Raw genomic sequence first — 16,264 nt, forward strand, 5'->3', positions numbered from 1 at the left:
GATCGCGCCCGTCGCCATGGAGGAAGGCCTGCGCTTCGCCATCCGCGAAGGCGGCAAAACCGTCGGCGCCGGCGTCGTCTCCAAAATCATCGAGTGACGGGATCATCGAGTGAGGGCTTGATCGCCGCCGACGTGCACGGCATGTATCGGGACGGCGCTGAAGGAGTGTAGCTCAATTGGCAGAGCACCGGTCTCCAAAACCGGCGGTTGGGGGTTCGAGTCCCTCCACTCCTGCCACTGCTTCGATGTGACGCGATCACGCACACGCTTCACGACACACCCGGCGCGCTCCGCTTCGGCGGAGCGCGCCACGTTGTCCCGGCCTCCGCGCCGGGATCCGGTCCACGGGTGAGGGCGATGGCCTCGAAGTTCAATCCCGGCCAGTTCATCCGCGAGGTGCGCCACGAAACCAGCAAGGTGACGTGGCCGAGCCGGCGCGAAACGGCGATCACGACCGTCATGGTACTGGCTTTCACCGCACTGGCTGCGATCTTCCTGTTCCTCGTGGATCAGGTCATTTCACTCGGTGTGTCGTTCATCCTGGGCGTTGGAGGCTGAGGCCGTGGCCGAAGAGGCACAGCAGGCGACGGATCGGCGCCGGTGGTACGTTATTCACGCGTATTCCGGTTTCGAGAAAAAGGTCGCCGACTCCATCCGTGAGCAGGCGCGGCAGCAGGGGCTGGACAATCTCTTCGACGAGGTTCTCGTGCCCACCGAGGAAGTCGTGGAGATGAAGCGCGGCCAGAAGGTCAGTTCGGAGCGCAAGTTCTTCCCGGGCTACGTGCTGGCGCGGATGGCGATGACGGACCAGACGTGGCACTTGGTGAAGAACACGCCGAAGGTCACGGGCTTCCTGGGCGCGCGCGGCAAGCCGTCGCCGATCTCCGACAGCGAGGCCGAGCGCATTCTCAATCAGGTGCGCGAGGGCGTGGAGAGCCCCAAGCCCTCGGTCACCTTCGAGGTGGGCGAACAGGTGCGCGTCGTGGACGGCCCCTTCACCTCGTTCACGGGCACGGTCGAAGAGGTCGACATGGAGCGTGCCCGCGTGAAGGTGGCGGTGTCCATCTTCGGCCGCTCGACGCCGGTGGAGCTGGAGTTCTCCCAGGTCGAAAAACAGGGCTGACAGCGCGCCGGCGCCGCCGCGTGGCTCTTGCCCGCGCGGCGCCGGCGTTGTGAGCACGCGCTTCGCTGCGGCGGAGCGCGCGGGTGGAGCGGTTCCGGCCGGTCCGCCCGGCGAGAGCCTTCGGGAGGCGCCGCCATACGCCGCACCGAAGGACCCTTTGAACGCAGCGACGAAAGGGTTGCACTATGGCGAAAAAGATCGTCGGCCAGATCAAGCTGGAGATCCCGGCGGGGAAGGCCAATCCCTCGCCGCCGGTCGGGCCGGCGCTGGGTCAGCGCGGGCTGAACATCATGGAGTTCTGCAAGGCCTTCAACGCGGCCACGCAGAACATGGAGCCGGGCACGCCGACGCCCGTCCTCATCACGGCCTTCTCGGACCGGTCCTTCCGCTTCGAGACCAAGACGCCGCCGGCCACCTTCTACCTCAAGCGTGCCGCCGGGATTAAGGGCGGTTCGTCCGATTGCCGCGTGCGCAAGGTCGGCAAGGTGACGGTCTCGCAGGTGCGCGAGATCGCCGAGAAGAAGATGCCGGATTTGAATTGCTACGATGTCGAGACCGCCGTGGGCATCATCAAGGGCTCCGCGCGCTCCATCGGCATCGACGTGGTGGAGGACTAACGCGATGGCGAAGCGCGGCAAGAAGATCCGCGACGCCTACAAGGGCCTGGACCGCACGCGCTACTATCCCGTCGAGGAGGCCGTGCGCGAGCTCAAGTCCCGGGCGTACGCCAATTTCGACGAAGGCTTCGACGTGGCGATGGATCTGGGCGTCGACCCGCGCCACGCCGACCAGCAGGTTCGCGGCGCCGTCACCCTGCCGCACGGCACGGGCAAGACCATCCGCGTGGCCGTGTTCGCCAAGGGTGAGAAGGCCGAAGAGGCCAAGAACGCCGGCGCGGACGTGGTCGGCGCGGAGGACCTCGCCGATCAGGTCAAGAACGGGCAGATCGAGTTCGAGCGCTGCATCGCCACGCCGGACATGATGCCCGTCGTCGGCCGGCTGGGTAAGATCCTGGGCCCGCGCGGGCTGATGCCGAACCCGAAGCTGGGCACGGTGACGAACGACCTGCAGACCGCCATCACCGACGCCAAGGGCGGTCAGGTCCAGTTCCGCGTGACGCGCACGGGCGCACTCCACGTCGGCGTGGGCCGGCGGAGCTTCTCGGAGGATGCGCTCGTCGAGAACATCCGCGCGTTCGTCGACGCGGTGAACCGTCACCGTCCCAGCGGCGCGAAGGGGCAGTACATCAAGACCGTCGCGCTGAGCACGAGCATGGGCCCGGGCGTGAAGCTGGACGTCAGCAGCGTGGCCCAGGCCGACTCGTAATCGGCGTGCCGACGCCCTTGCACTGGCGGGCCCGGGGGCGTTAAATATACGGGCTCCCAACTCAACCGGCGGACCGGGATGCCCGGCCGTCCGACCTGTCCGAGACCGCAGGTGCCCGCGATCCGGCGGGCTTAAACGTGACACGGCCTGCACAGACAGGAAGCCAACAGCCGCCGACGCCGTCGGGGCGCGAGCTCCGCCGGAGTCAGGCTTGAGCTTCCGGGACAGGCGAGCCGGACTGGCGGGGCGCGCCGCGTCCCGGAGTCCTCGTCGCAATCGGCCGCTTCCGGGCGGCCCAAGCAAGGCAGCGGAGAGTCATCCGTGGACCGTGCAGAGAAGCGCGAGCTTGTCTCGTCCCTGCATCAGATCTTCTCGGAGCACGCCAACCTCGTCGTCGTCACCCGCAACCGCGGGCTGCGCGTGCACGAGGTGAACGATCTCCGGGGCAAGATGCGGGAGAACGGAGCACAGTACAAAGTCGCGAAAAACCGCCTCGCGCGGCTCGCCCTGGAAGGCACGACCTTCGAGGGCATCCAGCCGCTTTTCGCCGGCCCCACCGCGATCTCCTGGTCGAACGACCCGGTCGCGGCGGCGCGCGTCGTTTCCGAGTTCGCCAACAAGAACAATCGGTTGGAGATCGTCGGCGGCGCGCTGGGCAGCAAGGAACTGGACGCCGAGGGCGTCGATCAGCTCGCCAAGATGCCGTCGCTGGAGGAGGCGCGCGCGCAGGTCGTGGGCGTCATCCAGGCGCCGGCACAGCGGATCGCCACGCTCTTCCAGGAGCCCGGCAGCCGGCTGGCGCGTGTGCTCAACGCATACGCCGACGAGCAGGGCGGCGGGTCGGCCGAAGAGGCCGGCTGACGCGAGCCTGCCCGAGGCAGTTTTTCACCGAGGACCAACGTTCAAGCCTGACTGGAGTCGAATCTCATGGCCGATCTGGACAAACTCGTCGAGGAGCTTTCGCAGCTCTCCGTCATCGAGGCCGCCGAGCTGTCGAAGAAGCTGGAAGAGCACTGGGGCGTTTCCGCGTCCGCGCCCGTCGCCGTGGCCGGCGGCGGTGGCGGCGGCGAAGCCGCGGAGCCGCAGGAGGAGCAGACCGAGTTCGACGTCGTCCTCAAGGATGCTGGTGACAAGAAGATCAACGTCATCAAGGAGGTTCGCGGCATCACCGGCTACGGCCTGAAGGAGGCCAAGGAACTGGTGGAGAACCTCCCGGCGACCCTGAAGGAGGGCGCCACCAAGGAGGACGCCGACGAGATGAAGAAGAAGATCGAGGAGGCCGGTGGGACCGTCGAGGTCAAGTAACACCGACATCCTTGGATGAGCGAGAGCCGGTCGGCGCGCGGCCTTTGGGGCCGCGCGCCGCGCCGGTTTGTTTGCTCTGCGGATACAAATCGGACAACCCCCGGTCAGCGGACCGGCGGTCGCCGAAACGGAACACGATACGCAGCGAAACGGGGCGCAGGGCGCGCGCACCCGTTTGGCCGCGAAGACGGCAGGCAGCGAACACCCGGCTGGATAGAGTGCCTGCGCCCAGGGGCGCAACCCCTGTGAAGCGGCGCACCGCACATCCGGCAGCAGCCCGCGCGAGTGAGGCGGCGCCCGCGACCGGCGCGAACCCGCTCGGACGGCAATGGCGAGGACGCCCGCGCGCGATGGGCCGTGCAGCGGGCGTGTGGAGAAACAACGAGGGCAAGATATGGCGCAGTCGGTGACCGGTCGGAAGCGCATTCGCAAGCAATTCGGGCGCATTCCCGAAATTGCATCCATGCCCTACCTGATCGAGACGCAGCGGGATTCCTACGATCGCTTCTTGCAAAAGGATGTGCCCGTCAACGAGCGTCGCGAGACGGGGCTTCAGGAAGTTTTTAAGTCCGTTTTTCCGATTCGTGACAATTCCGACCGGGCGGAACTGCAGTTCATCCGCTACGAGCTGGAAGAGCCCAAGTTCGACATGACCGAGTGCCTTCAGCGCGGCATGACCTATGCCTCGCCGCTGAAGGTCACGCTGCGGCTGGTCGTCTGGGACGTCGACGAGGACACGGGCTCCAAGTCCATCCGGGACATCAAGGAGCAGGACGTCTACATGGGCGACATGCCGTTGATGACGGAACACGGCGTGTTCATCATCAACGGCACCGAGCGCATCATCGTCTCCCAGGTGCACCGCTCGCCGGGCGTCTTTTTCGACCACGACCGCGGCAAGACCCACGCCTCGGGCAAGTACCTCTTCGCCGCGCGCGTCATTCCCTATCGCGGCTCCTGGCTGGACTTCGAGTTCGACGCCAAGGACATCCTGCACGTGCGCGTCGACCGCCGGCGCAAGCTGCCGGCGACCACGCTGCTCATGGCGCTCGACAACGCCGAGACGGAGAAGCTGCGGGCCGAGCGCAAGGAGAAGGGCCGCGACCTCGAGCCCCACGAGGCCGAGGGCATGAGCGCGGAGGAGATCCTCAACACCTTCTACGACCGCGTCGAGTTCACGAAGAGCGCGCAGGGCTGGCGCACCGCGTTCGACCCCCAGGCCATGCGCGGCGTGCGGCTAGATTTCGACCTGGTGGACGCGGATACCGGCAAGGTGCTCGCCGAGGCCGGCACCAAGCTGACGCCGCGGGTGGCGCGCCGCATGGTGCAGAACGAGGGCCTTCAGGCCTACATCATGCCGCGCGAAAAGCTCGTCGGCCGCTACGTCGCCGAGGACCTCATCAACGAGGAAACCGGCGAGATCTTCGTCGAGGCCGGCGACGAGCTGACCGAGGGGCTGCTGGACCGCCTGGAAGAGGCCGGCATCACCACGCTGCCGACGCTGGCGATCGACAACGTCCAGGTCGGGCCGTACCTGCGCAACACGCTCTCGATCGACAAGAACACCTCGCGCGAGGACGCGCTGATCGACATCTACCGGGTGATGCGTCCGGGCGAGCCGCCGACGCTCGAGGCGGCCGAGCAGATGTTCCACAACCTCTTCTTCGACGCGGACCGCTACGACCTGTCCTCGGTCGGCCGCGTGAAGATGAACGCGCGCCTCGGCTTCGAGACGGACGACAGCCTGCGCACCCTGCGCAAGGAAGACATCCTCGAGATCCTCAAGACGCTGCTGGAGCTCAAGGACGGCCGCGGCGAGGTGGACGACATCGACCACCTGGGCAACCGCCGCGTTCGCGCCGTCGGCGAGTTGATGGAAAACCAGTACCGCCTCGGCCTCGTGCGCATGGAGCGCGCGATCCGCGAGCGCATGGGCTCGGTTGAGATCGATTCCGTGATGCCGAACGATCTCATCAACGCCAAGCCGGCCGCGGCGGCGACGCGCGAGTTCTTCGGCTCCTCGCAGCTCTCGCAGTTCATGGATCAGACGAACCCGCTGTCGGAGGTCACCCACAAGCGCCGCGTCTCGGCGCTCGGCCCCGGCGGGCTCACGCGTGAGCGCGCGGGCTTCGAGGTGCGCGACGTCCACCCGACGCACTACGGCCGCATCTGCCCGATCGAGACGCCGGAGGGGCCGAACATCGGCCTCATCAACTCCCTGGCGACCTTCGCGCGGGTCAACAAGTACGGCTTCATCGAGAGCCCGTACCGCAAGGTCCGCGAGGGGCAGGTGACCGACGAGGTCGTCTACCTCTCGGCCGTCGACGAGTGGAAGTACACCATCGCCCAGGCGAACGCCGAGGTGGACGAAAACAACCGCCTGGCATCGGAACTGATTTCGTGCCGTTACGGTGGTGAGTACCTCCTCGCGCGCCCGCATGAAATCGATTATATTGACGTCTCGCCGAAGCAGATCATCTCGGTGGCGGCGGCGTTGATTCCGTTCCTGGAGAACGACGACTCCAACCGCGCCCTCATGGGCTCGAACATGCAGCGCCAGGCCGTGCCGCTGGTGCAGAGCGAGGCGCCGCTCGTGGGCACGGGCATCGAGGAGCGCGTGGCCCAGGACAGCGGCAACGCCATTGCGGCCAAGCGCGCCGGCGTCGTCGACCAGGTGGACGCCACGCGCATCGTCATCCGCGTGACCGAGCAGATCACGGCCGGCGAGCAGGCCGTCGACATCTACAATCTGCGCAAGTTCCAGCGCTCGAACCAGAACACCGCGCTGACGCAGCGGCCGCTGGTGCACGTGGGCGACGAGATCGGGGCCGGCGACATCATCGCCGACGGGCCGTCCACGAACATGGGCGAGCTGGCCCTTGGCCGAAACGTGCTCTGCGCCTTCATGCCCTGGATGGGCTACAACTTCGAAGACTCCATCCTGATCTCCGAGCGCATCGTGCGCGACGACGTCTTCACCTCGGTCCACATCGAGGAATTCGAGGTGATGGCCCGCGACACCAAGCTGGGGCAGGAGGAGATCACCCGCGACATCCCCAACGTCGGTGAGGATGCGCTGCGCAACCTCGACGAGGCGGGCATCGTCTACATCGGCGCCGAGGTGAACGCGGGCGACATCCTCGTGGGCAAGGTCACGCCCAAGGGCGAGAGCCCGATGACGCCGGAGGAGAAGCTGCTCCGCGCGATCTTCGGCGAGAAGGCCTCGGATGTGCGTGACACCTCGCTGCGCCTGCCGCCGGGCGTGAGCGGCACGGTCGTCGAGGTGCGCGTCTTCTCCCGCCGCGGCGTGGAGAAGGACGAGCGCGCCCTGGCGATCGAGCGCGCCGAGATCGAGCGCCTGGCCAAGGACCGCGACGATGAGCGGGCCATCCTGGAGCGCAGCTTCTACGGCCGCCTCAAGGACCTGCTGCTGGGCCAGGAGGTCGCCAGCGGCCCCAAGGGCGTGAAGGCCGGCAGCGAGGTCACCGAGGACCTGCTGTCCGACTACACGCCGGGGCAGTGGCGCCAGATCACCGTCAAGGACGACGCGCGCCAGCAGGAGGTCGAGGAACTCAACCGCCAGTTCGACGAGGCGATCGACTCCCTGCAGAAGCGCTTCGAGAACAAGGTCGACAAGCTCCAGCGCGGCGACGAGCTGCCGCCGGGCGTCATGAAGATGGTGAAGATCTTCCTGGCGGTGAAGCGGAAGATGCAGCCCGGCGACAAGATGGCCGGCCGCCACGGCAACAAGGGTGTGATCTCGACGATCGTGCCCATGGAGGACATGCCCCACACCGAGGACGGGACCCCGGTGGACATGGTCCTCAACCCGCTGGGCGTGCCCTCGCGCATGAACGTCGGCCAGATCCTGGAGACGCACTTGGGCTGGGCCTGCGCCGGCCTCGGCGAGCAGATCGACGACCTGTACAACCGCGTCTACCGCGGCGGCGAGTCCACGAGCGATCTGCGCGAGAAGCTGCACCGGGTCTATGGTGACGAGGTCTACACCCAGCAGATCGCCCCGATGGGCGACGATCAGGTCATGGAGCTTGCGCAGAACCTCAAGGGCGGCGTGCCCATCGCCACGCCGGTCTTCGACGGCGCGCGCGAGGACGAGATCGTGGGCATGCTGGAAGAGGCCGGCCTGGACCGCTCCGGGCAGGTGACGCTGATCGACGGTCGCACGGGCGAGGCATTCGATCGCCCGGTGACCGTGGGCTACATCTACATGCTGAAGCTCCACCACCTGGTGGACGACAAGATCCACGCCCGCTCGATCGGCCCTTACAGCTTGGTCACGCAGCAGCCGCTCGGCGGCAAGGCGCAGTTCGGCGGGCAGCGCTTCGGCGAGATGGAGGTCTGGGCCCTTGAGGCCTACGGCGCCGCCTACACGCTGCAGGAGATGCTCACCGTGAAGTCCGACGACGTCTCCGGCCGCACCAAGGTCTACGAGGCCATGGTTCGCGGCGACGAGGACTTCGAGGCCGGCATCCCCGAGTCCTTCAACGTGCTCGTGAAGGAGCTGCGGTCGCTGAGCCTGAACGTCGAAATGCGGGAAAGCGAATAACGGCGGAAGCTGGCCGGCCTCGCGGTGAACCGCGGGGCCGGCGCGGTTTCCCACGCGGCGTCACGCCGCCTGGCGCGCACCACGGCGCTGAATCAGGAGTTCCTCGATGAACGAGTTGATGAACATCTTCGGCCAGCAGAGCGGTCCGCAAAGCTTCGATGAGCTGAGGATCTCCATTGCCAGCCCCGAGCGGATCCGGTCCTGGTCGTACGGCGAAGTCAAGAAGCCGGAAACCATCAACTACCGGACGTTCAAGCCCGAGCGCGACGGTCTCTTCTGCGCGCGCATCTTCGGGCCGGTGAAGGACTACGAGTGCTTGTGCGGCAAGTACAAGCGCATGAAGTACCGCGGCATCATCTGCGAGAAGTGCGGGACCGAGGTCACGCTCTCCAAGGTGCGCCGCGAGCGCATGGGCCACATCGAGCTGGCGGCGCCGGTGGCCCACATCTGGTTTCTCAAGTCGCTGCCCAGCCGCGTCGGGCTGCTGCTGGACATGACGCTGAAGGACCTGGAGCGGGTCCTCTACTTCGAGAACTACGTCGTGGTCGAGCCCGGCCTGTCGCCGCTGAAGATGCGTCAGCTCATGAGCGAGGAAGAGCTGATGCAGGCGCAGGACGAGTACGGCGAGGACGCCTTCACCGCCATGATCGGCGCGGAGGCGATCAAGGCCATGCTGCAGGCGCTCGACCTCCAGGAAGAGCGCACGCACCTGCGCGCGGACCTGAAGGAGACGACCTCCGAGGCCAAGCGCAAGAAGCTCGTCAAGCGGCTGAAGGTGGTGGAGTCCTTCCTCGATTCCGGCTGCAAGCCGGAGTGGATGGTGATGGACGTGCTGCCGGTGATTCCGCCGGACCTGCGCCCGCTGGTGCCGTTGGACGGCGGCCGCTTCGCCACCAGTGACCTGAACGACCTCTACCGCCGCGTCATCAACCGCAACAACCGCCTCAAGCGGCTGATCGAGCTGCGCGCGCCCGACATCATCGTGCGCAACGAAAAGCGCATGCTGCAGGAGGCCGTGGACGCACTGTTCGACAACGGCCGGCGGGGGCGCGTCATCACGGGTTCCAACAAGCGCCCGCTGAAATCGCTGTCCGACATGCTGAAGGGCAAGCAGGGCCGCTTCCGCCAGAACCTGCTGGGCAAGCGCGTGGACTACTCCGGCCGCTCGGTCATTGTGGTCGGGCCGGAACTCAAGCTCCACCAATGCGGCCTGCCCAAGAAGATGGCGCTGGAGCTGTTCAAGCCCTTCATCTACCACAAGCTGGAGTTGTACGGCTACGCCTCCACCATCAAGGCCGGCAAGCGCATGGTGGAGAAGGAGCGCCCCGAGGTCTGGGACATTCTGGAAGAGGTGATCCGCGAGCACCCGGTGCTGCTCAACCGTGCGCCGACGCTTCACCGCCTCGGCATCCAGGCGTTCGAGCCCGTGCTGATCGAGGGCAAGGCCATCCAGCTGCACCCGCTGGTGTGCACGGCGTTCAACGCGGACTTCGACGGCGACCAGATGGCGGTGCACGTGCCGCTCTCGCTGGAGGCCCAGCTTGAGTCGCGCGTGCTGATGATGTCGACGAACAACATCCTCTCGCCGGCGAGCGGCAAGCCCATCATCCAGCCCAGCCAGGACATCGTGCTGGGGATGTACTACCTCACCCAGGAGAACGAGGGTGAGCACGGCGAGGGCATGGTCTTCAACGGCGTCAACGAGATCGAGCACGCCTATCAGACGGGCGCCGTGGCGTTGCACGCCAAGGTGAAGACGCGGTTCCACACCTACGACGCGGACGGCAACCCCGTCACGGAGCTGGTCGATACGACGCCGGGCCGCGCCTATCTGGCAAGCATCCTGCCCAAGCACTCCAAGGTGCCGTTCTCCCTGGTCAACCGCCTGTTGACCAAGAAGGAGCTGACCGAGGTCATCGACATCGTCTACCGCCACTGCGGGCAGAAGGAGACGGTCGTCTTCTGCGACAAGCTCATGACCATGGGCTTCTCGCAGTCCACCCTTGCCGGCATCTCCTTCGGCAAGGACGACATGGTGATCCCGGACGCCAAGGCGAAGCTGATCAACGAGGCGCAAGAGAGCGTCAAGGAGTTCGAGCAGCAGTACCAGGACGGCCTGATCACCTCCGGCGAGAAGTACAACAAGGTCGTCGACGTGTGGTCGACCTGCACCGACCAGGTGGCCGACGAGATGATGAAGGTCATCTCGGAGAAGAAGCAGGGCTCGGTGAACTCCGTCTACATGATGGCGCACTCGGGCGCCCGCGGTTCGCCGGCCCAGATCCGGCAGCTGGCCGGCATGCGCGGGCTGATGGCCAAGCCGTCGGGCGAGATCATCGAGACGCCGATCATCTCGAACTTCAAGGAAGGCCTGACGGTGCTGGAGTACTTCAACTCCACGCACGGTGCCCGTAAGGGCCTGGCCGACACGGCGCTCAAGACGGCGAACTCCGGCTACCTGACGCGGCGTCTGGTCGACGTGGCCCAGGACGGTGTGATCGTCGCCGCGGACTGCGGCACGAAGCACGGCCTCACGGTCGAGCCCGTGACCGAGGGCGGCGAGGTGATCGCGCCGCTGGGCGACCGCATCATCGGCCGCACGGCGCTGGAGGACGTCACCGATCCCGTGACCGGCGAGGTGCTGGTCGAGGCCAACGCCGAGATCGACGAGAAGGCCGTCGAGCGCATCGAGGACGCGGGCATCGACGCCGTGCAGATCCGCTCCGTGCTGATGTGCGAGCACCGGGGCGGCATCTGCGCCAAGTGCTACGGCCGCGATCTGGCCCGCGGCACGCCGGTCAACGTGGGCGAGGCGGTCGGCGTCATGGCTGCCCAGTCCATCGGCGAGCCGGGCACGCAGCTGACGATGCGCACCTTCCACATCGGCGGCGCCGCTCAGGGCGGCGGCGAGCAGTCGAGCGTGGAGTCCTCCACCGAGGGCACGGTCACGATCCGCAACCGCAACGTGGTCCAGAACTCCGACGGCCAGCTGATCGTGATGAGTCGCAACCTCGAGTTGGGCGTTGTGGATCAGACAGGCCGCGAGCGGGCGACCCACAAGATCCCCTACGGCGCCAAGCTCCTGGTGGACGACGGCGGCACGGTCCAGCGCGGTGACCGCCTGGCCGAGTGGGACCCGCACACCCAGCCGATCATCACGGAGAAGGCCGGCATCGCGAAGTACGAGGACCTCATCGAAGGCACTTCGATGCACGCGGTGACGGACGAGACGACGGGCATCACGAACCGTGTCGTGACGGACTGGAAGCAGCAGGCCAAGGGTGCGGATCTGCGCCCGCGCATCGTGCTGCGGGACGACGACGGTGAGGTCGTCAAGCTGGCCGATGGCAGCGACGCCTACTACTACATGAGCGTCGACGCCATCCTGAGCGTCGAGGACGGCGAGCGCATTCAGGCCGGCGACGTCTTGGCCCGTGTGCCGCGCGAGTCGACCAAGACGCGCGACATCACGGGTGGTCTGCCGCGTGTTGCCGAGCTCTTCGAGGCGCGCAAGCCCAAGGACTACGCGATCCTCTCGGAAATCGAGGGCCGCGTGGAGTTCGGCAAGGACTACAAGACCAAGCGCCGCCTGTTCGTCGTGCCGGAGGACGAGAGCGAATCGCGTCGCGAGTACCTCATCCCGAAGGGCCAGCAGATCCTGGTGCGCGAGGGCGACTGGGTGCGGCGCGGCGACAAGCTGATGGACGGCAGTCCGGTGCCGCACGACATCCTCGACATCCTGGGCGTCGAGGCGCTGGCGAAGTACCTCGTGGAGGAGATCCAGAGCGTTTACCGCCTGCAGGGCGTGAAGATCTCCGACAAGCACATCGAGGTGATCATCCGCCAGATGCTGCAGAAGGTCGAGGTCACCGACCCCGGCGACAGCACCTACCTCATCGGGGAGCACGTCGACCGCGAGGACTTCCTGCAAATGAACCAAAAGATGCACGAGGAGTCCCAGCGGCCGGCCGAAGCCAAGCCGGTGCTCCAGGGCATCACCAAGGCCAGCCTGCAGACGCGTTCGTTCATCTCGGCCGCCTCCTTCCAGGAGACGACCCGTGTGCTCACGGACGCGGCCGTGCAGGGCAAGGCGGACCACCTCCAGGGCCTGAAGGAAAACGTCATCGTCGGCCGCCTGATCCCGGCCGGGACGGGCGCCCAGATGAACCAGTACCGCAGGCTCGCGGCGGATCGCGACCGCAAGCTGGTCGCCGAGCGGGAGGCCAAGCAGGCGCTCACCGCGGAATCGGCGCCGGAGGAAAGCCAGTCCGCGGCGGAGTGATTCGCGCACACCGCCCAACAGGACGTTTATCCGGGGATGGATGCCGCGCGCATCCATCCCTTTTTTATGCTCCCTTGAACGGGTGCTGATTCGCGTTGCACCGGCAAACCGGATTCCCATTGATCGTGGACGTCGGGGTCCCCGACGGGCTCCGTTTGGGCCGCGCACCCAGGAAAGCGGTTCAAAAATTGGGCGGGCGTGAAGCTTCTCTTGCGTTGCGACCGCCGAAACCGTATGCATCGCGACATCGGCGCCGGCCGGCACGCGTTGGCCGGCCGCGCAGCACGGCAACCAAGGGCGCGCCACCCGCCGAACACGGCGGGACAACCCGGTTGACGCCGGGTAAACGCCTCACTATGGTTCGCCAACTTCTCGGGGGCTGGTGGTAGGCCGTCGGCAACGCCGACAGCCTAGACGCGGTCCCAGCCGGCAACGGCACGCAGTCGAGGCTGCTTTCAGACGGCAGATCAGGGCGTCACCCGGCAGGGTCGCTCGCGGAGCGCCCCTTGGGCGGGTGTTTGCTTCGCTGATAACGAAGGAAGCTGAGGACACATGCCGACGATCAACCAGCTGATCCGGGGCGGCCGGGAATCCCGCACGTCGAAGAAGCAGGCGCCCGCGCTGAATGCGTGTCCGCAGCGGCGCGGCGTGTGCACGCGCGTCTACACCACCACGCCGAAAAAGCCGAACTCCGCGCTGCGCAAGGTCGCGCGCGTGCGGCTGACGAACGGGATCGAGGTGACGAGCTACATCCCGGGCGAGGGGCACAACCTGCAGGAGCACTCCGTGGTGCTGAACCGCGGGGGCCGCGTGAAGGACCTGCCCGGGGTGCGCTATCACGTCGTGCGCGGCGCGCTGGACTGCCAGGGCGTGAAGAACCGCAAGCAGCGCCGCTCAAAGTACGGCGCCAAGCGGCCGAAGTAAGGGGGCTCCCGGATGTCTCGCCGTCACAGTGCCGAAAAGCGTGAAATCCTGCCGGATCCGCTGTTCGGCGACGCCGTCGTCACGAAGTTTATCAACAACCTCATGGTCGACGGCAAAAAGGCCGTGGGTGAGCGGCTTCTCTACAAGGCTTTTGAGCGCGTCCAGGCGCGCACGGGCCAGGAGCCGCTGACGGTGTTCCACAACGCGCTGGACAACGTGAAGCCGGATATCGAGGTCCGGTCCCGGCGCGTCGGTGGCGCCACCTATCAGGTGCCGGTCGAGGTGCGCCCGGGGCGCGCGCAGGCGCTAGCCATTCGCTGGCTGATCGCCGCCTCGCGCAATCGGTCCGAGTACACGATGATCGACCGGCTGGCCAACGAGCTGCTCGATGCGTCGAACAGCCGCGGCTCCGCCGTGAAGAAGCGTGAAGACACCCACCGGATGGCCGAGGCCAACCGGGCGTTCTCGCACTACCGCTGGTAAGGCACCGAGCCCAGGAGAGCGACGGCATGACCGCCCGCCAGACCCCGCTCCAGCGATATCGCAACATCGGTATTGCCGCGCACATCGACGCCGGCAAGACCACGACGACCGAGCGGATTCTTTACTACACGGGCCGATCCCACAAGATCGGCGAGGTCCATGAGGGTGCGGCCGTCATGGACTTCATGTCCCAGGAGCAGGAGCGGGGGATCACGATCACCTCCGCCGCCACGACGGCGTTCTGGCGGGACCACCGTGTGAACATCATCGACACGCCGGGCCACGTCGACTTCACCATCGAGGTCGAGCGCGCACTGCGCGTGCTGGACGGCGCGATCGCGGTGTTCGACAGCGTGGGCGGTGTCGAGCCGCAGTCCGAGACGGTCTGGCGCCAAGCCGACCGGTACAGCGTTCCGCGTATTGCGTTCGTCAACAAGATGGACCGCATGGGCGCCAACTTCGGTCGCTGCGTCCAGATGATGCGCGACCGGCTGAACGCGACGCCGCTGGTCATGCAGCTCCCGATTGGCTCGGAGAGCGAGTTCAAGGGCGTGGTCGACCTGGTTTCGATGCAGGCGATCATCTGGCGTGACGAGACCCTGGGCGCCAAGTTCGACTACCTCGAGATCCCGGACGAACTGAAGGAAGAGGCCCAGAGCGCGCGCGACGCCCTCGTCGAGCTGGCCGTGGAGCAGGACGAGGAGGTCATGGAGGCCTACCTCGAGGGCCAGGAGCCGGACGAGGAGACGCTCAAGCGCTGCATCCGCACGGGTACCTGTAACCTCTCATTCGTGCCGGTGATGCTCGGCAGCGCCTTCAAGAACAAGGGCGTGCAGCCGCTGCTGGACGCCGTGGTCGACTACCTCCCGTCGCCGTCGGACGTCCCGGCCATCCGCGGCGTGGTGCCGGACACCGAGGAAGAGGTCACGCGCGAGCCGGGTGACGATCAGCCCATGTCGGCGCTGGCCTTCAAGATCATGGCTGACCCGTATGTCGGAACGCTCACCTTCGTGCGCGTTTATTCCGGCCAGCTGATCAAGGGGACGCAAGTCTACAACCCGCTGAAACACAAGCGGGAGCGCGTCGGGCGCATGCTCCTCATGCACGCCAACCACCGCGAGGAGGTTGAACATGCGCTCTCGGGTGACATCGTGGCCATCGCCGGGCTGAAGGACACGACCACGGGTGAGACGCTCTGCGACCAGAAGGCTCCGGTCGTCCTGGAGCGCATGGAGTTCCCGGATCCGGTGATCGAGGTCGCGGTCGAGCCAAAGTCGAAGGCCGACCAGGAAAAGATGGCCACGGCGCTGGCCCGGCTGGCCCAGGAAGATCCGTCCTTCCAGGTCAACATCGACGAAGAGAGCGGCCAGACCGTCATCAAGGGCATGGGCGAACTGCACCTCGAGGTGCTGATTGATCGCCTCAAGCGCGAGTTCAAGGTCGACGCGAACATCGGTGCCCCGCAGGTTGCCTATCGCGAGGCGATCACGCAGCGCGCCGAGGTCGACTACACGCACAAGAAGCAGACCGGCGGTGCGGGTCAGTTCGCGCGCGTCAAGATCGTCTTCGAACCGCTCGAGACGGGCGAGGGCTTCCAGTTCGAGAACGCCGTCGTCGGCGGTGCGGTGCCCAAGGACTACGTCCCGGGCGTCGAGCGCGGCCTGCGCGAGAGCAAGGAGGCCGGTGTGTTGGCCGGCTTCCCGCTGATCGACTTCAAGGCGACGCTGGTCGACGGCCTGAGCCACGACGTGGATTCCAGCATCATGGCCTTCGAGATCGCCACGCGGCAGGCGTTCCGTGAGGGCATCCCGAAGGCGAAGCCGGTGCTGCTGGAGCCGATGATGCAGGTGGAGATCGTCACGCCGGAGGAGTACATGGGAGACATCATCGGCGACATGAACTCCCGGCGCGGCAACGTCGAGGGCATGGAGGAGCGCGGCGGCGCCCGCGTTCTCACGGCGTACGCGCCGCTGGCGAACATGTTCGGCTACGTGAAGACCTTGCGGTCGATCAGCCAGGGGCGCGCGCAGTTCTCGATGTTCTTCAGCCACTATGATCGCGTGCCGCAGGCCGTCGCTGACGAGGTGGTCGCCAAGATGGCCTAGGACCGCGGGCGCGCGGGCAAGAGCGACAACACGACGGGGAACGGAGACACCGTAGCCATGGCGAAGTCGCAGTTTGAGAGGGACAAGCCGCACGTCAACATTGGGACGATTGGTCACGTTGACCATGGGAAGACGACGTTGACGGCGGC

General features: G+C 66.5%; 13 protein-coding genes and 1 tRNA gene. All 14 read left to right on the forward strand.

Features of this window, described 5'->3' with window-relative positions; genetic code table 11:
* A partial coding sequence (locus BLQ43_RS13900) for an EF-Tu C-terminal domain-related protein (RefSeq protein WP_342670372.1) occupies nt 1-97 on the forward strand: 97 nt, incomplete at its 5' end.
* 64 nt (nt 98-161) lie between these two features.
* Nucleotides 162-237 (forward strand) — tRNA-Trp (locus BLQ43_RS13905).
* A 120-nt stretch (nt 238-357) separates the two neighbouring features.
* Nucleotides 358-558 (forward strand): preprotein translocase subunit SecE, encoded by a 201-nt coding sequence (gene secE, locus BLQ43_RS13910; RefSeq protein WP_090022502.1) that lies wholly within the window; start codon nt 358-360, stop codon nt 556-558.
* A gap of 4 nt (nt 559-562) precedes the next feature.
* Nucleotides 563-1,123 carry a transcription termination/antitermination protein NusG gene (gene nusG / locus BLQ43_RS13915; protein ID WP_090022512.1) on the forward strand — a complete coding sequence of 187 codons (561 nt, stop codon included), beginning with the start codon at nt 563-565 and terminating at the stop codon, nt 1,121-1,123.
* 185 nt (nt 1,124-1,308) lie between these two features.
* Nucleotides 1,309-1,740: a 50S ribosomal protein L11 gene (gene rplK, locus BLQ43_RS13920; RefSeq protein ID WP_090022515.1), complete on the forward strand. Its 432-nt coding sequence runs from the start codon at nt 1,309-1,311 to the stop codon at nt 1,738-1,740.
* A 4-nt stretch (nt 1,741-1,744) separates the two neighbouring features.
* Nucleotides 1,745-2,449, forward strand: coding sequence for a 50S ribosomal protein L1 (rplA, locus tag BLQ43_RS13925; RefSeq protein WP_090022518.1), 705 nt, complete (start codon nt 1,745-1,747; stop codon nt 2,447-2,449).
* Between the two features lie 321 nt (nt 2,450-2,770).
* Entirely contained in the window at nt 2,771-3,310 is a 540-nt protein-coding gene (gene rplJ, locus BLQ43_RS13930; protein WP_090022521.1) for a 50S ribosomal protein L10, read from the forward strand.
* 66 nt (nt 3,311-3,376) lie between these two features.
* Complete coding sequence (gene rplL / locus BLQ43_RS13935; protein WP_090022527.1) at nt 3,377-3,754, forward strand: 50S ribosomal protein L7/L12; 378 nt, start codon at nt 3,377-3,379, stop codon at nt 3,752-3,754.
* Nucleotides 3,755-4,148: 394 nt separating this feature from the next.
* A complete protein-coding gene (gene rpoB, locus BLQ43_RS13940) occupies nt 4,149-8,321 on the forward strand; it encodes a DNA-directed RNA polymerase subunit beta (protein ID WP_090022530.1) in 4,173 nt (1,390 codons plus the stop codon).
* A gap of 106 nt (nt 8,322-8,427) precedes the next feature.
* Complete coding sequence (gene rpoC, locus BLQ43_RS13945; RefSeq protein WP_090022536.1) at nt 8,428-12,603, forward strand: DNA-directed RNA polymerase subunit beta'; 4,176 nt, start codon at nt 8,428-8,430, stop codon at nt 12,601-12,603.
* A 552-nt stretch (nt 12,604-13,155) separates the two neighbouring features.
* Nucleotides 13,156-13,527, forward strand: coding sequence for a 30S ribosomal protein S12 (gene rpsL, locus BLQ43_RS13950; protein ID WP_090022539.1), 372 nt, complete (start codon nt 13,156-13,158; stop codon nt 13,525-13,527).
* A gap of 12 nt (nt 13,528-13,539) precedes the next feature.
* A complete protein-coding gene (gene rpsG, locus BLQ43_RS13955; protein ID WP_090022542.1) occupies nt 13,540-14,010 on the forward strand; it encodes a 30S ribosomal protein S7 in 471 nt (156 codons plus the stop codon).
* Nucleotides 14,011-14,036: 26 nt separating this feature from the next.
* The gene (gene fusA / locus BLQ43_RS13960; protein WP_090022545.1) at nt 14,037-16,115 is read left to right on the forward strand and encodes an elongation factor G; all 2,079 of its coding nucleotides are present in this window, start codon (nt 14,037-14,039) and stop codon (nt 16,113-16,115) included.
* 57 nt (nt 16,116-16,172) lie between these two features.
* A partial coding sequence (locus BLQ43_RS14505) for a GTP-binding protein (protein WP_143006294.1) occupies nt 16,173-16,264 on the forward strand: 92 nt, incomplete at its 3' end.

The sequence above is a fragment of the Limimonas halophila genome (assembly GCF_900100655.1).
Lineage (GTDB): Bacteria > Pseudomonadota > Alphaproteobacteria > Kiloniellales > Rhodovibrionaceae > Limimonas > Limimonas halophila.

Bases quoted from the DNA above. Each gene is read 5' to 3' on its own strand.
- secE (WP_090022502.1), top strand. From the start codon at position 358: ATGGCCTCGAAGTTCAATCCCGGCCAGTTCATCCGCGAGGTGCGCCAC.
- rplK (WP_090022515.1), top strand. From the start codon at position 1,309: ATGGCGAAAAAGATCGTCGGCCAGATCAAGCTGGAGATCCCGGCGGGG.
- rplA (WP_090022518.1), top strand. From the start codon at position 1,745: ATGGCGAAGCGCGGCAAGAAGATCCGCGACGCCTACAAGGGCCTGGAC.
- rplL (WP_090022527.1), top strand. From the start codon at position 3,377: ATGGCCGATCTGGACAAACTCGTCGAGGAGCTTTCGCAGCTCTCCGTC.
- rpoB (WP_090022530.1), top strand. From the start codon at position 4,149: ATGGCGCAGTCGGTGACCGGTCGGAAGCGCATTCGCAAGCAATTCGGG.
- rpoC (WP_090022536.1), top strand. From the start codon at position 8,428: ATGAACGAGTTGATGAACATCTTCGGCCAGCAGAGCGGTCCGCAAAGC.
- rpsL (WP_090022539.1), top strand. From the start codon at position 13,156: ATGCCGACGATCAACCAGCTGATCCGGGGCGGCCGGGAATCCCGCACG.
- rpsG (WP_090022542.1), top strand. From the start codon at position 13,540: ATGTCTCGCCGTCACAGTGCCGAAAAGCGTGAAATCCTGCCGGATCCG.
- fusA (WP_090022545.1), top strand. From the start codon at position 14,037: ATGACCGCCCGCCAGACCCCGCTCCAGCGATATCGCAACATCGGTATT.